This window comes from Sphingomonas sp. DC5200-1 (assembly GCF_049897245.1).
In the GTDB taxonomy this organism is placed as follows: Bacteria; Pseudomonadota; Alphaproteobacteria; order Sphingomonadales; family Sphingomonadaceae; genus Sphingomonas; species Sphingomonas aquatilis.
Genome location: NZ_JAFCVW010000003.1, coordinates 243005 through 260977 on the forward strand (window position 1 = coordinate 243005; position 17973 = coordinate 260977).

A 17973-nucleotide genomic window follows, 5' to 3' on the forward strand; every position below is an offset into this window, starting at 1 on the left:
GGTGAGGGCGGGTGCGCGCCGCGCTCAATCCTCAAACCGCCGCCCGACATGCGCCTCGCCGCGCGCCTCCGCCAGCTGCGCCTGCCGATGCCGCTCCGCATAACGCGCCCGATCCGCCGCATCGCGCGCGTCATGGCAGCGCGGGCAGCTCACGCCCTCCTCATACAGCGGCGACGCGCGATCCGCTTCCGACACCGGCATCCGGCACGCCCGGCACAGGCCATGGCTACCCGGCGCCAGGCCGTGCCCCACCGCAACCCGTTCGTCGAACACGAAACATTCGCCCCGCCACGCGCTCTGCTCGGCGGGCACCTCTTCCAGATATTTGAGGATGCCGCCCTTCAGGTGGAACACGTCCGGCACGCCCTCCGCCTTCAGGAACGCCGTCGCTTTTTCGCAGCGGATGCCGCCGGTGCAGAACATCGCGACCCGCTTCGTACCGGCGAGCAATTCGTCGCGATGCGCCCGAAACCAGCCCGGAAATTCGCGGAACGACCGCGTCTCGGGATCGACCGCGCCATCGAACGTGCCGACCGCCACCTCGTAATCGTTGCGCGTATCGATCAGCACCGTGTCCGGATCGGCGATCAGCGCATTCCAGTCGGCGGGATCGACATAGGTGCCGGGATCGGTCGGGTCGACCAGCGGCTCGCCCATCGTCACGATCTCGCGCTTCAGCCGCACCTTGGTACGGTGGAAGGGCATCGTGTCCGCCGCGGAAAACTTCACCTCCAGCCCCGCACAGCCCGGCAGGCCACGAATATGCGCCAGCACCGCGTCGATCCCTGTGGCCGGTCCGGCGATCGTGCCGTTGATGCCTTCCCCCGCCAGCAGCAGCGTGCCGCGCACGCCCTGCGCCTCGCATAAGGCGAGCAGCGGGCCCTGCAGCACGGCAGGATCGGCGAAACGGGTGAAGTGATACAGTGCGGCGACGGTGACGGACATGGGTAGGCCTTTAGTCGGTTCACGCAAAGACGCGAAGCCGCGAAGAACGCAGGATGGCCTCGCTCATCCGCAACCTCTTCGCGTCTTAGCGTCTTCGCGTGAACAAACATGCGGTGACGAACCCGCCCGCGCGCCCTATCTCCGCTAAGTGGCAAAGAAACCCAGACCCGGCCTGCCGACGCAGGCGCAGATCCTCGACTTCATCACGCAATCGGAGGTTCCCGCCGGCAAACGCGAGATCGCCAAGGCGTTCGGCCTGACCGCGCAGGAAAAGATCGCGCTGAAGGCGATGCTGAAGGACATGGCCGACGAAGGCCTGATCGACAGCGCCCCCGGCCGCGCCTTCCACAAGATGGGTGGCCTGCCCAAGGTGACCGTGCTGCGCATCGCCGACGTCGACGATGGCGGCAATGTCTGGGCGGTGCCCGATCGCTGGGAGGCGGACGGCCCCGTACCGCGGCTGCGCGTCCGCGAACGCAAGCGTGGCGCGCTCGCCATCGGCGAGCGCATCCTCGCGCGCACCGAAGAGGCGGGCAACGGCTGGATCGCGCATCCGATGAAGGTGCTCGCCCGTGCCTCCGAACAGATCCTCGGCGTGCTGCGGCAAGAGGGCGAGCGCTTCTGGCTGACCGGCGTCGAGAAGAAGGAACGGCGCGAATTTCCCGTCTCCGACACCTGCGGCGCGGCGGCCGGCGACCTCGTCATGGCGGAAATGGGCGGGCGACCGCCGCGCATCACCGTCCGTGTCGTCCAGCGCCTGGGCGATCCGTTCGCACCGCGCAGCTTCTCGCTGATCGCGATCCACAAGCTCGGCATTCCGGACGTCTTTTCGGGCGATACGCTGGACGAGGCAAAGCGCGTGTCGGAACTGCCGCTCGGCGAAGACCGCGAAGACCTCACGCACCTGCCGATCGTGGCGATCGACCCGGTGGATGCGCGCGATCATGACGATGCCGTATGGGCTGCGCCACATGAGGACGGCGGCTGGCAGGCGGTCGTCGCGATCGCCGACGTCAGTTTCTACGTCCGCCCCGGCTCGGAGCTCGACCGCGAGGCGCGGCGGCGCGGCAATTCGGTCTATTTCCCCGATCGCGTCGTGCCGATGCTGCCCGAAATCCTGTCGGCGGAGGTGTGTTCGCTGAAGGAAGGCGAGGACCGCGCAGCCTTGGTCTGCCACCTCCACATCTCGAAATCGGGCAAGCTGGACAGCTGGCGCTTCGCTCGCGCCCGCGTCCGCATCGCGGCGAACCTCGCTTATGAAGAGGCACAGGCGACGATCGACGCCGATGCCGGTGCGATGATCGACGTGCTGCGTCCGCTCTGGGCCTGCTGGCGCGCGCTGGCGAAGGCGCGCGATGCGCGCGAGCCGCTCGACCTCGACCTGCCCGAACGCCGCGTCGTGCTCGACGAGCAGGGCCGGATCATGTCGGTCGCCCCGCGCGAGCGGCTCGATGCGCACCGGCTGATCGAGGATTATATGATCGCCGCCAACGTCGCCGCCGCCAAGGCGCTGGAAGCGAAGAAGGCGCCGGTGATGTACCGCGTTCACGAACCGCCCAGCCGCGAAAAGCTCGTCGCGCTGAAGGACTATCTCGAAACCTTCGACGTGCCCTTCGCGCTCGGCCAGGTGATCCGCCCGGCGACGTTCAACCACATCCTCGACCGGATCGGCGACGCGGATTTCCGCCCGCAGGTGATGGAGCAGGTGCTGCGGACGCAGACCCAGGCCTATTACGCGCCCGCCAACCAGGGGCATTTCGGCCTGTCATTGGGTAGCTACGCGCACTTCACCTCGCCGATCCGCCGCTATGCCGACCTCGTCGTCCACCGTGCATTGGTCGCGGCCTATGGTCTGGGCGAGGGCGGGCTCACCAAGGCGGATGCCGAGGCGATGGAGCAGATCGGCACGACGATCAGCGCGCTCGAACGCCGCGCGATGGAGGCGGAGCGCGACACGATCGACCGCTACGTCGCCGCCTTCCTCGCCGAGCGCGTCGGCGAGACGGTGTCGGCGCGGATCACCGGCGTGCAGAATTACGGCTTCTTCGCCACCGTCGAGGGGATCGGCGGCGACGGCCTGATGTCGGTTCGCGACCTGGGCGGCGAATATTTCCGCTTCGACGAGGCGGCACGCACGCTGACCGGCGAGGACAGCGGCGAGGAATATGCGCTGGGGCAACGGCTGGAACTCCGCCTCGCGGAGGCCAATCCGGTGTCGGGCGCGCTGCGCTTCGAACTGCCGGGCGGCAAGGGTGCCGCGCCGGGGCCGCGGCATCTCGGCAAGGGCATCAAGGGTGGCCGCAAGGATCGCGTCGTCACGCGTCGTGGTCGGCCCGGCAACATCCGCCACAACGGCAAGCGGCGGTGAGCGGCCGGCTGACGCACGTCGCGACATCCGGCCCGCGCGGCACGGTGCGCGACCGCTACCTCGTCCACGGCACGATCGTCCCGCGCTTCGTCGCCGCGCATGCGGTGATTGCCGACGACGCGATGCCCTTCACCCCCGCCGACGCGCGCGAGGCGAAGGCCTTCGCCGCGATGATCGCCGACGGATCGATCCGCGCCGTGGGGCAGGGCCGCTTCTGGTTCGACATGCATGCCTACGAAACCGCCGCCGCGGCGCGCCGGGCGAAGCGCGTGCCGGTGCTGCTGATGGTCGCGCTGCTGATCGCCGCGGTCGCGGTGGCTTTCTACCGCATCTAGTCCCACTCGTCATTCCGGCGGACGCCGGAATCCATGGACACGCGGGGTCCGTGGCGGTCACACCATCAGCGGCATCGCGACCATGGATCCCGGCGTCCGCCGGAATGACGAAGCGAGTAATCCCTTAACGCCGCATCAACCCGAACCCCCTACACCCGCCGCCTGGACAAGGAGCGCTCGCACGCGATGATCGACAATCTGTCGCTGGCGCTGACGCACGGCCTGATGCTGCTCGCCGCCTGGCGCCTGCTGCGCCGCCCCGATCTCGATTCCGAAGCGCCGCCGCCGCGCCACTGGCGCGCCCGCCGCAGCGCGCCGCCGGAGCCGCCCGCCGGTGCGTGATCTCGTCTTCGTCGCCTTCCTCGCCGCGCTCTTCGGAATGGGCCTCCGCCGTCCGTTCCTGCTGGTGTGCGCCTATGTCTATATCGACATCGTCTCGCCGCAGCGGCTGACGTACATCCTGCTCAACGCCGTGCCAATTTCGCTGATCGCGGTGGTGCTGGCGGTCGGCGGCTGGCTGCTGATGGACGACAAGAGCGACAGCCGCTTCGCGCCGCGGCAGGGCCTCATCATCCTGCTGCTGCTCTATTGCGGGATCACGACGATGGGCGCGGACTTTCCCGTCGACGCGCGCGACAAATGGGACTGGGTATGGAAGTGTCTGGCCTTCGCCGCCTTCCTGCCGCTGACGCTGCGCACGCGCCTGCGCATCGAATCGCTGCTATTGTTCATGATCCTGTCGGCGGCGACGATCATCATCGTCGGCGGCATCAAGACCGCGGCGGGCGGCGGCGGCTATGGCCAGCTCGACCTGATGGTGACCAACAATTCGGGCCTGTACGAAGGGTCGACCATCTCCACCGTCGCGATCGCGATCGTGCCGCTGATCGCCTGGTTCATGCGCTGGGGCACGATCTTCCCGCCCGACTGGAAGGTGAAGGGCTTCTGCCTGTGCCTGATCTTCGCCTGCCTGCTGATCCCGATCGGCACCTCGACGCGCACCGGCACGCTCTGCACCATCCTCGTCGCGCTGCTCTCGCTGCGCAACACCAAGCGCAAGTTCACCTATCTCGCCATGATCGGCGCGGCGGGGCTGCTCGCGGTGCCGTTCCTGCCCGCGAGCTTCACCGAGCGGATGAGCACGATCAAGAGCCATGATGCCGACGAATCCGCCTCCACCCGCATCGCCGTGTGGCAGTGGACGATCGACTATGCCAAGGCGCACCCCTTCGGCGGCGGGTTCGAGGCGTTCCGCGGCAACCACATCCGCTACGAGATCAAGAAGACGACCGCGGCGCAGGGCGATGCCGCCGCGACCGTCGCCGATCAGGCGGTGACCGACAAGGCGCGCGGCTATCACAGCGCCTATTTCGAAATGCTGGGCGAACAGGGCTATCCCGGCCTGGCCCTGTGGCTGGCGATCAGCCTGATCGGCCTCGTCCGCATGGAAGTGCTGCGCCGCCGCTATCGCGATCCCGCCGGCCCCTTCGGCTGGGCGGGCCCGCTCGCCGCCGCGCTTCAGACCGCGCACCTCGTCTATCTGCTCGGCGCGGCGTTCATCGCCATCGCCTTCCAGCCATTCATCTACATGCTATTGGGCGCGCAGATCGGCCTCGACACCTATCTCGCCCGCCGCCGCAGCGAAGAGGGCCAGGCGCCGCTGCGCAAGCCACGGGGCGACGCCATTCCAGCATGAGCGAACTGCGCGCCCTCACCTCGGCCCGCGGCATCGCCGCGTGGCTGGTCGTCCTCTACCATATCCGCGCCAGCATCGCGGGCCTGCCGCACGGCGTCGAGGCGGTGCTCGCCAAGGGCTATCTCGCCGTCGACTTCTTCTTCCTCCTGTCTGGTTTCGTCATCTGGCTGACCTGGCACGGCCGGCTGCGCGGGCAGGGCGCCGCCGGCATCGCCCGCTTCCTGCAAAAGCGCGTCGCGCGCATCTGGCCGCTGCATGCGGTCATGCTGGCCTTCGCGGTCGCCCTGGCGCTCGCGTTGCGGGCGACCGGGCGCAGCGACCCGGCCTTTCCGTTCGCCGAACTGCCGCTGCATGTGCTGCTGGTGCAGAATTGGGGCGTCACCGATGCGCTGCACTGGAACGATCCGGCCTGGTCGATCAGCTGCGAACTCGCCGCCTATCTGCTGTTCCCGCTGCTGATCCTGACGATCGACTGGCGCCGTCTGCCCGGCATCGCGCTGGTGGCCATAGCGGCGGCGATCCTCGTCGCGCTGCACATCGCGATGCAGGGCGCGCCGACGCTGGGCTGGGACATCCCGCGCTACGGCCTCATTCGCTGTCTCGCCGAATTTGCCACCGGCACGATTCTCGCCGCGCTGTTCCTGCGCCGCCCGTCGCTCGCCTGGCCGCTCGGCGTCGCCGCGATCGGCGCGGCGGCCTGGGCACTGGGCTGCCCCGAGACGCTCGCCGCGCCCGTCACGTTCGCCGCACTGCTGCTCGCGCTGGCGCTCAGCGCCGGCACGCCGCACCATCCGCTCGAGGGGCGCTGGCTCCACGCGCTCGGCGACATCAGCTACGCGACCTATCTGTCGCATTTCCTGTTGTGGAAGGCCTTCAAGCTCGTCGCCGTCCGCGATGCCGCGTCGGTGCCCTCGCCCGTCATCGCGCTCTATCTAGCGCTGGTCCTCGCCGCGTCTGTTGTCCTCTACCGCTGGGTCGAACGGCCCGCGCAACGCTGGGTCAACGCGCTCGGGCGGCCGCGCGCCGCGGGGTAGCGCTCGGAACCGCCTGCGTGGCCTGGGCATTTCCTACTAGGAAGGGAGTGCCCAATTGGCCGCACGCATAGTCTATTGCGATGATTCCAAGCCCGGCATCACGCGCCGCAAGGTTCGCAATGGCTGGGCCTATTATGCGCCCGACGGCGACCGGATCACCGATCGTGACGAGATCGACCGGCTGAACGCGGTCGGCCTGCCCCCCGCCTATCGCGACGCCTGGTTTTGCCCCAAGCCCAACGGCCATATCCAGGCGGTCGGCTGGGACGAAAAGGGGCGCAAGCAATATCGCTATCACACCGGCTTCCGCGAGGCGCAGGAGGCGGCGAAATACGAAAAATGCGCCGATTTCGGCCATTGCCTGCCCAAGCTGCGCGCCCGCGTCGAGGCGGATCTGTCCGCACGCGGACTGCCGCGCGATCGCGCCATCGCCGCGGTCGTGCGCCTGCTCGACATCGGTCACCTGCGCGTCGGCAACGAAGCCTATGCCGAAACGAACAAGAGCTACGGCGCCACGACACTGCGCAAGCGCCACGGCACCGTCCGCGGCAACACGCTGAAGCTGCGCTACAAGGGCAAATCCGGCAAGGAACGCGACGTCGCGATCACCGACAAGCGGCTCGCCGCGACGGTGCGCAAGATGCAGGATCTCGACGAACAGCATTTGTTCGCCTGGGTGGACGACGATGGAGAGGCGCACCCCGTCACCTCGTCCGACGTAAACGACTATATCAAGCGCGCGACCGGCGGCGATTTCACCGCCAAGCATTTCCGCACCTGGGGCGCCAGCGTCGCCGCGTTCGAGGCGCTGGCCCGCGCCGAGGCGGACCTCAGCCTGAAGGCGCTGCTCGAACCCGTCGTCGCCCGCCTGGGCAATACGCCCGCCATCGCGCGCAAGAGCTACGTCCACCCGTCCCTCATCGCCTTGGTGAAGACGGGGCAGGGCGCCTTCCGCCGCGCGTTGCGCCTGCCGCGCTCCGCCCGTCATCTCAGCCGCGAAGAACGGGGGCTCATCGCCTTCCTCGAAGCCGGCACGCCCAGCACGGCGCCGCTGAAAGCCGCGGCCTGATCTCCTTATGTCCAAAACCACGACCACTACCGCTTCGCCGATCTTCGACAGCAACGGCGTCCAGGACCAATTGACCGGCCTGTACACCGCCAGCGAAGTCTGGCTGCACACGCACTGGCTGCAAATCCTCATCGCGCTTGCCGTCGGCGTGGTGATCGTCGTCGCCCTGCACGGCCTGCGCCGGCTGGGCGAGCGCCTGTGCCGACGCAGGGATGTTGGCGGCGTCGCCGAGACGCTCGTCCGCCGCGGCTGGGGCGCGATCGTCGGCCGGGCGATCGCGCGCACCAACAACTTCTTCATCGTCATGCTCGCCGCCAAACTGGTCGCGGGCTATGCCGGCGCGCCGAGCCAGGTATCGACGACGATCAACTTCCTGTGGACCGTCGCCTCGGTATTCCAGGCGGCGATCTGGGCGCGCGAGCTGATCCTCGGCGCGATCGAGCACCGCACCAGCAGCGAGCATTATTCGGGCGAAGCGCTGCTCAGCGCGATGGGCCTCATCCGCCTGCTCGTCACCGTCGCGCTGTTCGCTGTCGCGCTGGTCGTCGTGCTCGACAATCTCGGCGTCAACGTCACCGGACTGATCGCCGGCCTGGGCGTCGGCGGTATCGCCATCGGCCTCGCCGCACAGGGCATTTTCGGCGACCTCTTCGCCGCGCTCGCGATCATCTTCGACCGTCCGTTCCGCCGCGGTGACAAGATCAGCTACGGCACGACCAACGGCGTCATTGAATCAATCGGCCTGAAGAGCACGCGCATCCGCGCCTTCACCGGCGAATTGCGCGTGATCAGCAACAAGCAACTGCTCGACAAGGAAATCCAGAACATCAGCGTGCGCGACCATATCCGGCTCGCCTTCACGATCGGCGTCACCTACGAAACGCCGCCCGACACGCTCGCCCGCGTGCCGCAGATCATGCGCGAGATCGTCGAGGGCGAGGGCGGCAAGGTCGCGCGGTCCAGCTTCGAAACCTTCGGCGCCTCCAGCCTCGATTTCGTGCTGCAATTCGACATCCCCGGTGACGATTGGGCGACCGCGCACCCGATGCGCGACCGCATCATGGTGTCGTTGATCCGCCGCTTTGCCGCGGAAGGGATCGGCATCGCCTATCCGACGCAGACGACCTACACCGCCGGCCCGGACGGCAAGCTCGTGATGCCCTACGCCCCCACGCCCTAGGCGTTTTCGAACATCGGGTCCGCCGCGTTTGGCGCGGTTCGTCGTGTATGGCTGCCGGGGTTCAAGCTTTCGGTCGGGAGAGGGGCTTGCGGAACGCCCCCGGCTCCGCCTACAGGATGGCGCGACGCGGAACGCCATCCGCGCGCCGCAATCGGGAGGGCGATTCTTCGTGACGACGATCACCGCGCAGGCGATGAAGGACAGGGTCGGCACCGAAACCGTGTCCGACTGGGTCGAGGTGACGCAGGCGATGATCGATCGCTTCGCCGAAGCGACCGGCGACCATCAGTTCATCCATATCGATCCCGTCGCGGCGGCGCAGACACCCTTTGGTGGCACGATCGCGCATGGCTTTCTCACGCTGTCGCTGATGCCGCTGCTCAGTAGCAAGGTGCCCGACGCGCCGCAGATCGAAGGCGCGCGGATGGGCGTCAACTATGGCGGCAACAAGGTCCGCTTCCTCACCCCTGTCCGTTCGGGATCGCGCGTGCGCGGCCGCTTCACCCTGCTCGCCTTCGATGAAAAGCGGCCGGGCCAGTTCCAGCAGACCACCAATTTCGTCGTCGAGATCGAAGGGCAGGACAAGCCTGCCCTGATCGCCGAATGGATCAGCCAGATTTTCGTCTGACGCCAACCCTATAGTCACCGAACCCGCGCGCCGCGTCGCGCCCCATCAAGGAAGCCAGCCCATGCGCTCCGCCGTCATCGTCTCCACCGCCCGCACGCCGATCGGCCGCGCCTATCGCGGCGCCTTCAACAACACGACGCCGCAGGCGCTGGCCGGCCATGCGATCGAACATGCCGTCAAGCGCGCCGGCATCGACGGCGCCGAAGTGGAGGACGTGGTGTTCGGCGCCGCGCTCCAGCAGGGGCATCAAGCAGGCAATATCGCGCGCCAGGCGGCGTTGCGCGCCGGCCTGCCGATCACCGTGTCGGGCATGTCGCTCGATCGCCAGTGTGCCAGCGGCCTGATGGCGATCGCCACGGCGGCCAAGCAGATCGTGATCGACGGCATGGACGTCGCGATCGGCGGCGGCGTCGAAAGCATCAGCATGGTCCAGACCCCGCAGATGCGCGTCGCCCCCGACAAGCAGCTGCTCGCGATGCACAACGACATCTACATGCCGATGCTGCAGACCGCCGAAACGGTGGCCAAGCGCTACGGCATCGGCCGCGAGGCGCAGGACGCCTACGGCCTCCAGTCGCAGCAGCGCACCGCCGCGGCGCAGGCGGCGGGCAAGTTCGATGACGAGATCGTGCCGATGGCGGCGACGATGAACGTCGTCGACAAGGTGACCAAAGAGGTCAGCACCAAGGACGTCACGCTGTCGAAGGACGAGGGCAATCGCGCCGACACGACGCTGGAAGGCTTGCAGGCGTTGCAGCCGGTCGTCGGGCCGGACGGCGTCATTACCGCGGGCAATGCCAGCCAGCTGTCGGACGGCGCCTCGGCATCGGTGCTGATGGAGGAAAAGGTCGCGGCCGCGAAGGGGCTGACCCCGCTCGGCCGCTACGTCGGCATGGCGGTGGCGGGCACCAAGCCCGACGAAATGGGCATCGGCCCGGTCTTCGCGATCCCCAAGCTGCTCGAAAAGAACGGCCTGACGATGAAGGACATCGGCCTGTGGGAACTGAACGAGGCGTTCGCCGTCCAGGTCCTCTACTGCCGCGACACGCTCGGCATTCCCGACGAATTGCTCAATGTGAACGGCGGCGCCATCTCGATTGGACATCCCTACGGCATGTCCGGCGCCCGCATGACCGGTCACGCGCTGATCGAGGGCAAGCGCCGCGGTGCGAAGTATGTCGTCGTCACGATGTGCGTCGGTGGCGGCATGGGCGCGGCAGGGTTGTTCGAGGTTCTGTAAGTTGAAAGTTAGGCCCGGAAAGGGTATGTAGCGACTCGGACATTGTCATTGGTGTCCTCCTTGTGTGGGCCTCGACCGCTGCTACGGTCGAGGCCCAAAACGTTTGGGGCTCGAGCTGCTACCCGAGCCCCGCCCGTGTGCTTTACCTGTTACGACTATCGACGATCTTCACGGCCAAGGCCGCAAAGGCGATGATGACGCCCAGGATCTGGCACAAGTCGGCCACCGTCATTGCAGTGTCTCCTTGTGGTGACGTCAGGATTGCCGCCGCCGGCGATCGTGGCCGATGCGGTCTTTCCGCGCAACCAACCCCCGATGCGCTCGTTCTTCCGGCCGAACCCCCGGTACAGGAGACGATGCATGGCCGATCAAGACAGCCCGCAGGAAGTGGCCGCCAAGTTCCTTGACAAGCTGAAGTCTAGCCCGTTCGTGATGATCGGCCTGATGGACGGCGAGCATTCCGAGCCGATGACCGCGCAGATCGACGACGATCAGCCCAATACACTGTTTTTCTTCGCCGGCCGCGACAACCGCATTGCCAAGGGCGGCGACGCCATGGCGCAGTTCGTCGGCAAGGGGCATGACTTCTTCGCGTGCCTAGCGGGCACCGTCAGCCGTGACGAGGATCGCACGCAGATCGACAAGCTCTGGAATAACCAAGTCGAAGCGTGGTTCCCGGGCGGGAAGGAAGACCCCAATCTCACGCTGCTGCGTTTCGACATCGACAGCGCCGAGCTGTGGGAAACCGATATCTCGATCGGCGGCCGGCTGAAAATGCTGTTCGGCGGCACGATCCGCAGCGACGAATCGAGCAGCCACGCCGTGGTCGGTTCGGTCGCCTGAGGCGTCTGGCCTTATAAACGACGAGAGGGGCGGTTCCGACGGGAGCCGCCCCTTCGCATATCAGGCATGTGCCGCCATCCATTCCTCGACGATCGGTGCGACCTTGTTGCGCCAGCGCGAGCCATTGAAGATGCCGTAATGGCCGGCACCCTCGGCCATGTAATAGCGCTTCTGCTCGGCCGGCAGGTTGGTAGCGAGCGTCAGCGCCGCCTTGGTCTGACCCAACCCCGAAATGTCGTCGCGCTCGCCCTCGATCGCCAGCACCGCGACGTCGGTGATCGCACCCGGATCGACGCGGCGCCCGCGATGCAGCATCTCGCCACGCGGCAGGGCATGCGTCTGGAAGACCAGATCGACCGTCTGCAAGTAGAATTCCGCGGTCATGTCGCAGACCGCGCGATATTCCTCATAGAAGTTCTTGGTGGCCTGCGCGCTTTCGCCGTCGCCCTGGACCAGATGCTTGAACATCTCCCAATGGCTCATCATGTGATTGCCGAGGTTCATCGACATGAAGCCGGCGAGCTGCAAGAAGCCGGGATACACCTTCCGCCCCGCGCCCGGATACATCATCGGCACGGTCACGACGACATTCTGTTCGAACCAGGCGTGCGGGCGTTCGGTGGCCAGCGTGTTGACCGCGGTCGGCGCCTCGCGCGTGTCGATCGGCCCGCCCATCATCGTCAGCGTCTTGGGCCGGCAGGGGTGCTTGTCCGCGCTCATCAGCGCGACCGCGGCATAGCAGGGCACCGACGGCTGGCAGACCGCGAGCATATGCGTGCCGCCCTGGCCCTCGTTCGGCCCGATCGCTTCCAGGAAGGCGATCAGATAGTCGATATAATCGTCGAGGTCGAAATGGCCGTCCTTCAACGGCACCAGCTTCGCATCGCGCCAGTCGGTGATGTAGACGTCGGCGCTCGGCAGCATTCGCTCGACCGTGCCGCGCAGCAGCGTGGCGTAATGGCCCGACATCGGCGCAACGATCAGCAGCTTCGGCCCGCCCTCCACGCCATCGCGGCGGAAGCGCTTGAGCTGGCCGAACGGCTTCTGCAGCACGATCTCCTCATGCACCGCGACCTCTTGGCCGTCGATGACGGTGTGATCGAGGCCGAAGGCCGGCTTGCCGCGCGTCGCGGAGGCATGGGCGAACACCTCCAGCGCGGAGCTGACCAGTTGGCCGCCGCCGACATAGGACCAGGGGTTGGCCGGATTGCGCATCCAGTCCGCGCCGAAGGTTGCCATGGCGCTGGCCCCGGCTAGCATCGAGCGCTGCATTTCATAGGCGTCGTAGAGCATGATCGTGTCGTAGCCTGTATTGGTTGCCGTATACGTAACGGCATTCGCGCTTGCCGCAATCGTCTGAACGCCCGAGACGCGCGATAAGCGCCAGACCGAGTACGCGCCGCCGGCGTTGAGCCGTGTCCCCCCGGCTGCTAGGCGCGACCGATGGCGCGTTCCCCCGTTTCCCCCACTCCCGCCGCCGGCAAGGGCCGGCTCGGCGACCTTCGCCTCGTGTGGGAGATCGCGCTGCGCTATCCCCGCCACATCGCCATCGCGCTGACCGCGCTCGCCACCACCTCGGCGGCGACGATCGGCATCCCCTATGGCTTCAAGCGGGTGATCGACCGCGGCTTCGTCACAGGCGGGCAGGGGACGGTGGATGCCTCTTTCCACTATCTGCTGATGATCGTCGCGGTACTCGCGGTGGCGACCGCGATTCGCTTCTACCATGTGTCGTGGCTGGGCGAGCGCGTCGTCGCGGACCTGCGGCTGAAGGTGCAGGCGCATTTGCTGGCGCTGACGCCGCGCTTTTTCGAGGAAAACCGCCCGTCGGAAATTGCCTCGCGCCTCACGTCCGATACGACGCTCATCGAGACGGTCGTCGGCACCACCGTGTCGATCGCGCTGCGCAACACCGCGACGGGCATCGGCGGCATGGTCTATCTGTTCGTGCTGTCGCCCAAGCTTGCGGGCATGCTGCTGCTCGGCATCCCGCTGGTCGTGCTGCCCGTCACCATCTTCGGTCGCCGCATCCGCGCGCATTCGCGCACCTCGCAGGACCGGATCGCCGATGTCGGCGCGTTGGTGACCGAGACGCTGGGCGCGATGAAGATCGTGCAGGCGTTCGGTCAGGAATCGCGCGAGGCGGCGCGCTTCGGTGCGGCGGTCGACGCGACCTTCGCCGCCGCGAAGCGCCGCATCGCGTTGCGCGCCGTGATGACCGCAATCATGATCGGCCTCGTCTTCGGGTCGATCGTGCTGGTGGTGTGGGAAGGCGTTGCCGACGTCACCGCCGGGCGCCTGTCGGGCGGCGGCATGTTCGCCTTCGTCGTCACGGGCGGCATCGTCGCAGGCGCATTCGGCGCGCTGACCGAGGTGTATGGCGACCTGCTGCGCGGTGCGGGCGCGGCAAGCCGCATCGCCGAACTGCTGCGCGAAACGCCCGAGATCGCCCGGCCCGCCGCACCGATCCCCTTGCCCGTGCCGGTGGCGGGCGCACTCGCGTTCGAAGGTGTGCGCTTCCATTATCCCACCCGCCCCGATGCGGCGGCGATTGACGACCTGACGCTCACCATCCGCCCCGGCGAAACGGTCGCGGTGGTCGGCCCCTCGGGCGCGGGCAAGTCGACGCTGTTCCAGCTCGCCGAACGCTTCTACGATCCCGCCGTGGGCCGCGTGCTGCTCGACGGCGTCGACCTGCGCGAAGCCGATCCCGCCGCGGTGCGCGCGCAGATGGCGATGGTGCCGCAGGATGCGGTGATCTTCGGCGCCAGCGCGCGCGACAATCTGCGCTACGGCCGGTGGGAGGCGAGCGACGACGATCTGTGGGCCGCGGCAGAGGCGGCCAATGCCGCCGAATTCCTGCGCACGCTGCCGCAGGGGCTCGATACGCATCTGGGCGAGGGCGGCGCGCGCCTGTCGGGCGGCCAGCGCCAGCGTGTGACGATCGCCCGTGCGCTGCTGCGCGATGCGCCGATCCTGCTGCTCGACGAGGCGACCAGCGCGCTCGACGCCGCCAGCGAGCGGCTGGTGCAGCAGGCGCTCGAACGGCTGATGCAGAACCGCACGACGCTGGTCATCGCCCACCGGCTGGCGACGGTCCGCGCCGCGCAGCGGATCGTGGTGATGGACCAGGGCCGGATCGTCGAGGACGGCACCCACGCCAGCCTGATCGAACGCGGCGGCCTGTACGCGCGACTCGCCCGGTTGCAGTTCAACGAAGCGGCGTAAGGGCCACCCGTTACCCCAGTTACGCCGTCATTCCCGCGAAGGCGGGAATCCAGACGCGCAGGTCCCGCTTGAGCCGCACCGGTAGCGGTTCTGGATTCCCGCCTCCGCGGGAATGACGGGAGGGGGGCAGTCACCACCCTTATTCGTCATCCCGGCGTGCGCCGGCATGACGGGGAAAAGGCAGGCCTTGCCCCCACCGCCCCCAAAGCGCATGACGTTTGCGTAAAGCAAACGGGAGAGGGCAATGCGCGACTTCGACATCATCGTCTACGGCGCCACCGGCTTCACCGGGCGTCTCGTCGCCGAATATCTCAGTCAACAGGGCGTCACCCGCTGGGCGATGGCGGGCCGCAGCCGCGCCAAGCTGGAGGAGGTGCGCGACCTCATTGGCGCGCCGGCCGATACGCCGCTGGTCGTTGCCGATGCCGACGATCCCGCCTCGTTGAAGGCGATGGCCGAATCGACGCAGGTCGTGCTGACCACCGTCGGCCCGTACCAGCTCTACGGCGCACCGTTGATCGCCGCCTGTGTCGCCGCGGGCACCGCTTACGTCGACCTGTGCGGCGAGCCGGCGTGGATGCGCCACATGATCGACGCGCACCATGCCGAGGCGCAGCGCACCGGCGCGCGCATCGTCTTTTCCTGCGGCTTCGATTCGATCCCCTTCGACCTCGGCGTGTTGACGCTGCAGGAATGCGCACGTGCCAAATACGGCATGCCCGCGCCGCGGGTGAAGGGCCGGGTGCGTGCGATGAAGGGCGGCTTTTCGGGTGGCACCGCCGCCAGCCTGAAGGCGACGCTCGCTGCGGCGGCACGCGACCCCTCGATCGTCGGGCTGCTCGCCAGCCCGTTCGCGCTGACCCCCGGCTTCAACGGCCCGCATCAGCCGACCGGCATGCTCCCCGAATTCGACGCGACGCTCAACACCTGGGTCGCGCCGTTCATCATGGCGGCGATCAACACCAAGAACGTCCACCGCACCAACTATCTGCTCGGCCACCGCTACGGCACCGACTTCGTCTATGACGAGATGATGGTTGCCGGGCTGGGCGACATGGGCAAGGCCGCCGCCGAGGCGATCGCCAAGCTCAATCCGCTCGCCGGTGACAAGGGCCCCAAGCCCGGCGAAGGCCCCAGCAAGGAGGAGCGCGACAGCGGCCATTACGACCTGCTGTTCGTCGGCCTGATGCCCGATGGCGCGCGCTTCGACGCGGTGGTGACCGGCGACCGCGACCCCGGTTACGGTTCGACCAGCAAGATGATCGCCGAAACCGCGCGCTGCCTGATCGAGACGGAGGGGGCGGGCGGCATCTGGACGCCGGGCGCGTTGCTCGGCACGGGATTGCGCGATCGCTTGCAGGACAAGGCGGGGCTGACCTTTACCGCGGGCTAGGCTGCGGTTGACGCGGCATTAAGCACTGCGGGTGCAAGGGCTTGGGCCATGCGGATTCTCCATGTCCTCGACCACGGACTGCCCCTGCAAAGCGGCTACACCTTCCGCACGCGCGCGATCCTGAAGGCGCAGGAGGCGCGCGGCTGGCAGGTCGCTGCCGTCACCGGCCCGCGCCACGGCGTTGCGCCGGACGCGGTCGAATCGGTCGATGGCCTGACCTTTTATCGCACCCAGGCGACGCGAAAGGGTGGCGTGCTGGGCGAGGTCGGTGGTCTCGCCGCCTTTGCCCGGCGGATCGACGCGGCGGTCGACGCCTTTCGCCCCGACATCCTCCACGCCCATTCGCCCGTGCTCGATGCGATCGCGGCGCTGCGTGTCGCGCGCGCACGGCGCCTGCCGCTGGTCTACGAAATCCGCGCCTTCTGGGAGGATGCGGCGGTCGGCAACGGCACGGGCACCGAAGGGTCGGCCAAATATCGCGTCACCCGGGCGATGGAGAGCTGGGCGGTGCAGCGCACCGATGCGGTGGCGGTGATCTGCGAGGGCTTGCGCGGCGACCTGATCGCGCGCGGCGTGGCGGCGGACAAGATCGTCGTGTCGCCCAATGGCGTCGACCTGACGCTGTTCGGCGAACCGGTCGCGCACGATCCCGCGCTTGCCGCATCCTTGGGGCTGGACGATGCCGAGACGATCGGCTTCATCGGCAGCTTCTACGATTACGAGGGGCTGGACGATCTGATCGCCGCCATGCCCGCACTCGTCACGGCCCGGCCCAAGGCGCGGCTGCTACTGGTCGGCGGCGGCCCGATGGAGGCGGCGTTGCGCGCGCAGGCGGCGGCGTCACCGGCGGCGGACGCGATCCGCTTCGTCGGCCGCGTGCCGCATACCGAGGTCGAGCGTTATTACGCGCTGGTCGATGTGCTCGCCTATCCGCGCAAGCGCATGCGTCTCACCGATCTCGTCACCCCGCTGAAGCCATTGGAGGCGATGGCGCAGGGCAAATTGGTCGCCGCCTCCGACGTCGGCGGCCATCGCGAACTGATCCGCGACGGCGACACCGGCACGCTCTTCGCCCCCGACGATCCCGCCGCCATCGCGATGGCGCTCGCCGGCCTGCTCGCCGACCGCAGCGGCTGGGACGCGCGACGCGCCCGTGCGCGCGCGTTCGTCGAGGCGGAGCGTAACTGGTCGTCAAACATTCGTCGTTACGATCCCGTTTACCAGCGGCTCACGTCGGCCGCGCTGATGGACACAGCATGCCAGCATTCCCCGGCCAGCCTATGACCCAGACCATGCCGTCGCGCGCCGCGATGATGCGCTGGATCGCCCCGGTGGGTGGCGCGGTGGCGGCGCTGGCCGTCGTCCTGCTGTTCGTCGTCTTGCCCGCCACCGTGCTGGAGGATTGGGTATGGCGCAGCGGCCTGCCGTCGCTGATCGGCGCGGCGGAACCGCCGTTGGGCACGACCGCGCGCGCCGTGCTGGCGCTGGCCGGTGGGGCGCTGGCCGGTGCGGTCACCTGGTCGGCGCTGTTCCTGCTGTTCGGCCCGGGTGGCCTGCTCGCCCCCCGCGCCGCCTCCAGCGATGGCGTCCCCGTCCTGCGCCGCGCCGATGCGCACCCTGACGCGCCTGCGCGTCGTCCGCTGTCGGCTGCGGATCTGGAGGATGACGACGACACGATGTTTGCGCGCCCCGTCACCGGCGCGTCACCCCCACCGCCGCCGGTCGAACAGCCCATTCCGGCGGACCTCGACCTGCCGCTCGCCGCCTTCCACCCCGGTGCGCTGCCCCCCGTACCGCTGACCCCGGTGCGCCCCGTGCCGCCGCTGCGCGTGCCCGCCAAGCCGGCCGCTGAGGAGCCCGCCGCCCCGCCAACGATCGAATCGCTGATCGATCGGCTGGAGCGTGTCACGCGTCGTCGTCCGAAGCGGTGAAGCGTACGCCGCCAAACACACTTTAGAATATCGGGTATCGCTTTTGGGGTTATCGGGCCCCGGAACCTCTGTTAGCCTTCGAA

At 68.0% G+C, this 17973-nt stretch carries 16 protein-coding genes; 14 read left to right on the forward strand and 2 right to left on the reverse strand.

Annotated elements, in window-relative coordinates:
- Positions 1-24: 24 nt before the first annotated feature.
- Positions 25-945 carry a rhodanese-related sulfurtransferase gene (locus tag ACP7A3_RS07360; protein ID WP_426256265.1) on the reverse strand — a complete coding sequence of 307 codons (921 nt, stop codon included), beginning with the start codon at positions 943-945 and terminating at the stop codon, positions 25-27.
- 148 nt (positions 946-1093) lie between these two features.
- On the opposite strand from ACP7A3_RS07360, the gene ACP7A3_RS07365 reads away from it, so the two are divergent.
- The 10 genes from ACP7A3_RS07365 to ACP7A3_RS07410 all read left to right on the forward strand — a co-directional run bounded on the left by ACP7A3_RS07365 (position 1094) and on the right by ACP7A3_RS07410 (position 11338).
- Entirely contained in the window at positions 1094-3313 is a 2220-nt protein-coding gene (locus tag ACP7A3_RS07365) for a ribonuclease R family protein (RefSeq protein ID WP_426256264.1), read from the forward strand.
- Positions 3310-3648 carry a hypothetical protein gene (locus ACP7A3_RS07370; protein ID WP_426256263.1) on the forward strand — a complete coding sequence of 113 codons (339 nt, stop codon included), beginning with the start codon at positions 3310-3312 and terminating at the stop codon, positions 3646-3648. Before ACP7A3_RS07365 ends, ACP7A3_RS07370 begins: the two co-directional genes overlap by 4 nt.
- Positions 3649-3834: 186 nt before the next feature.
- Positions 3835-3990 (forward strand): hypothetical protein, encoded by a 156-nt coding sequence (locus ACP7A3_RS07375; protein WP_192929956.1) that lies wholly within the window; start codon positions 3835-3837, stop codon positions 3988-3990.
- A complete protein-coding gene (locus ACP7A3_RS07380) occupies positions 3983-5344 on the forward strand; it encodes a DUF5935 domain-containing protein (protein WP_294316815.1) in 1362 nt (453 codons plus the stop codon). Before ACP7A3_RS07375 ends, ACP7A3_RS07380 begins: the two co-directional genes overlap by 8 nt.
- The gene (locus tag ACP7A3_RS07385; RefSeq protein ID WP_426256262.1) at positions 5341-6378 is read left to right on the forward strand and encodes an acyltransferase family protein; all 1038 of its coding nucleotides are present in this window, start codon (positions 5341-5343) and stop codon (positions 6376-6378) included. Before ACP7A3_RS07380 ends, ACP7A3_RS07385 begins: the two co-directional genes overlap by 4 nt.
- A 55-nt stretch (positions 6379-6433) precedes the next feature.
- Positions 6434-7447, forward strand: a complete 1014-nt coding sequence (locus ACP7A3_RS07390; protein ID WP_426256261.1) for a DNA topoisomerase IB — start codon at positions 6434-6436, stop codon at positions 7445-7447.
- Positions 7448-7454: 7 nt separating this feature from the next.
- Positions 7455-8627 (forward strand): mechanosensitive ion channel family protein, encoded by a 1173-nt coding sequence (locus ACP7A3_RS07395; protein ID WP_426256260.1) that lies wholly within the window; start codon positions 7455-7457, stop codon positions 8625-8627.
- A 193-nt stretch (positions 8628-8820) separates the two neighbouring features.
- Positions 8821-9255, forward strand: coding sequence for a MaoC family dehydratase (locus ACP7A3_RS07400; RefSeq protein ID WP_172436207.1), 435 nt, complete (start codon positions 8821-8823; stop codon positions 9253-9255).
- 61 nt (positions 9256-9316) lie between these two features.
- A complete protein-coding gene (locus ACP7A3_RS07405) occupies positions 9317-10495 on the forward strand; it encodes an acetyl-CoA C-acyltransferase (RefSeq protein ID WP_043060506.1) in 1179 nt (392 codons plus the stop codon).
- A gap of 360 nt (positions 10496-10855) precedes the next feature.
- On the forward strand, positions 10856-11338 hold the full coding sequence (locus ACP7A3_RS07410) for a pyridoxamine 5'-phosphate oxidase family protein (protein ID WP_426256299.1): 483 nt from the start codon (positions 10856-10858) through the stop codon (positions 11336-11338).
- A 60-nt stretch (positions 11339-11398) separates the two neighbouring features.
- Here ACP7A3_RS07410 and ACP7A3_RS07415 read toward each other — a convergent pair whose 3' ends face one another.
- The gene (locus ACP7A3_RS07415; protein ID WP_295561665.1) at positions 11399-12631 is read right to left on the reverse strand and encodes a polyhydroxyalkanoate depolymerase; all 1233 of its coding nucleotides are present in this window, start codon (positions 12629-12631) and stop codon (positions 11399-11401) included.
- Positions 12632-12781: 150 nt separating this feature from the next.
- Between ACP7A3_RS07415 and ACP7A3_RS07420 the strand changes: the two genes are divergently transcribed.
- The 4 genes from ACP7A3_RS07420 to ACP7A3_RS07435 all read left to right on the forward strand — a co-directional run bounded on the left by ACP7A3_RS07420 (position 12782) and on the right by ACP7A3_RS07435 (position 17890).
- Positions 12782-14566, forward strand: coding sequence for an ABC transporter transmembrane domain-containing protein (locus tag ACP7A3_RS07420; RefSeq protein ID WP_426256259.1), 1785 nt, complete (start codon positions 12782-12784; stop codon positions 14564-14566).
- A gap of 244 nt (positions 14567-14810) precedes the next feature.
- Positions 14811-15959: a saccharopine dehydrogenase family protein gene (locus tag ACP7A3_RS07425; RefSeq protein WP_426256258.1), complete on the forward strand. Its 1149-nt coding sequence runs from the start codon at positions 14811-14813 to the stop codon at positions 15957-15959.
- A 48-nt stretch (positions 15960-16007) separates the two neighbouring features.
- Positions 16008-17243, forward strand: coding sequence for a TIGR04063 family PEP-CTERM/XrtA system glycosyltransferase (locus tag ACP7A3_RS07430; protein WP_426256257.1), 1236 nt, complete (start codon positions 16008-16010; stop codon positions 17241-17243).
- Positions 17216-17890, forward strand: coding sequence for a hypothetical protein (locus ACP7A3_RS07435; RefSeq protein ID WP_426256256.1), 675 nt, complete (start codon positions 17216-17218; stop codon positions 17888-17890). Before ACP7A3_RS07430 ends, ACP7A3_RS07435 begins: the two co-directional genes overlap by 28 nt.
- Positions 17891-17973 lie beyond the last annotated feature (83 nt).

What these genes read in the sequence shown, in the direction of transcription:
- ACP7A3_RS07375 (WP_192929956.1), top strand. Translation starts at nt 3,835, where the DNA reads ATGATCGACAATCTGTCGCTGGCGCTGACGCACGGCCTGATGCTGCTC.
- ACP7A3_RS07395 (WP_426256260.1), top strand. Translation starts at nt 7,455, where the DNA reads ATGTCCAAAACCACGACCACTACCGCTTCGCCGATCTTCGACAGCAAC.
- ACP7A3_RS07400 (WP_172436207.1), top strand. Translation starts at nt 8,821, where the DNA reads ATGAAGGACAGGGTCGGCACCGAAACCGTGTCCGACTGGGTCGAGGTG.
- ACP7A3_RS07420 (WP_426256259.1), top strand. Translation starts at nt 12,782, where the DNA reads ATGGCGCGTTCCCCCGTTTCCCCCACTCCCGCCGCCGGCAAGGGCCGG.
- ACP7A3_RS07425 (WP_426256258.1), top strand. Translation starts at nt 14,811, where the DNA reads ATGCGCGACTTCGACATCATCGTCTACGGCGCCACCGGCTTCACCGGG.
- ACP7A3_RS07435 (WP_426256256.1), top strand. Translation starts at nt 17,216, where the DNA reads ATGCCAGCATTCCCCGGCCAGCCTATGACCCAGACCATGCCGTCGCGC.
- ACP7A3_RS07385 (WP_426256262.1), top strand. Translation starts at nt 5,341, where the DNA reads ATGAGCGAACTGCGCGCCCTCACCTCGGCCCGCGGCATCGCCGCGTGG.
- ACP7A3_RS07360 (WP_426256265.1), bottom strand. Translation starts at nt 945, where the DNA reads ATGTCCGTCACCGTCGCCGCACTGTATCACTTCACCCGTTTCGCCGAT.
- ACP7A3_RS07410 (WP_426256299.1), top strand. Translation starts at nt 10,856, where the DNA reads ATGGCCGATCAAGACAGCCCGCAGGAAGTGGCCGCCAAGTTCCTTGAC.
- ACP7A3_RS07415 (WP_295561665.1), bottom strand. Translation starts at nt 12,631, where the DNA reads ATGCTCTACGACGCCTATGAAATGCAGCGCTCGATGCTAGCCGGGGCC.
- ACP7A3_RS07430 (WP_426256257.1), top strand. Translation starts at nt 16,008, where the DNA reads ATGCGGATTCTCCATGTCCTCGACCACGGACTGCCCCTGCAAAGCGGC.
- ACP7A3_RS07405 (WP_043060506.1), top strand. Translation starts at nt 9,317, where the DNA reads ATGCGCTCCGCCGTCATCGTCTCCACCGCCCGCACGCCGATCGGCCGC.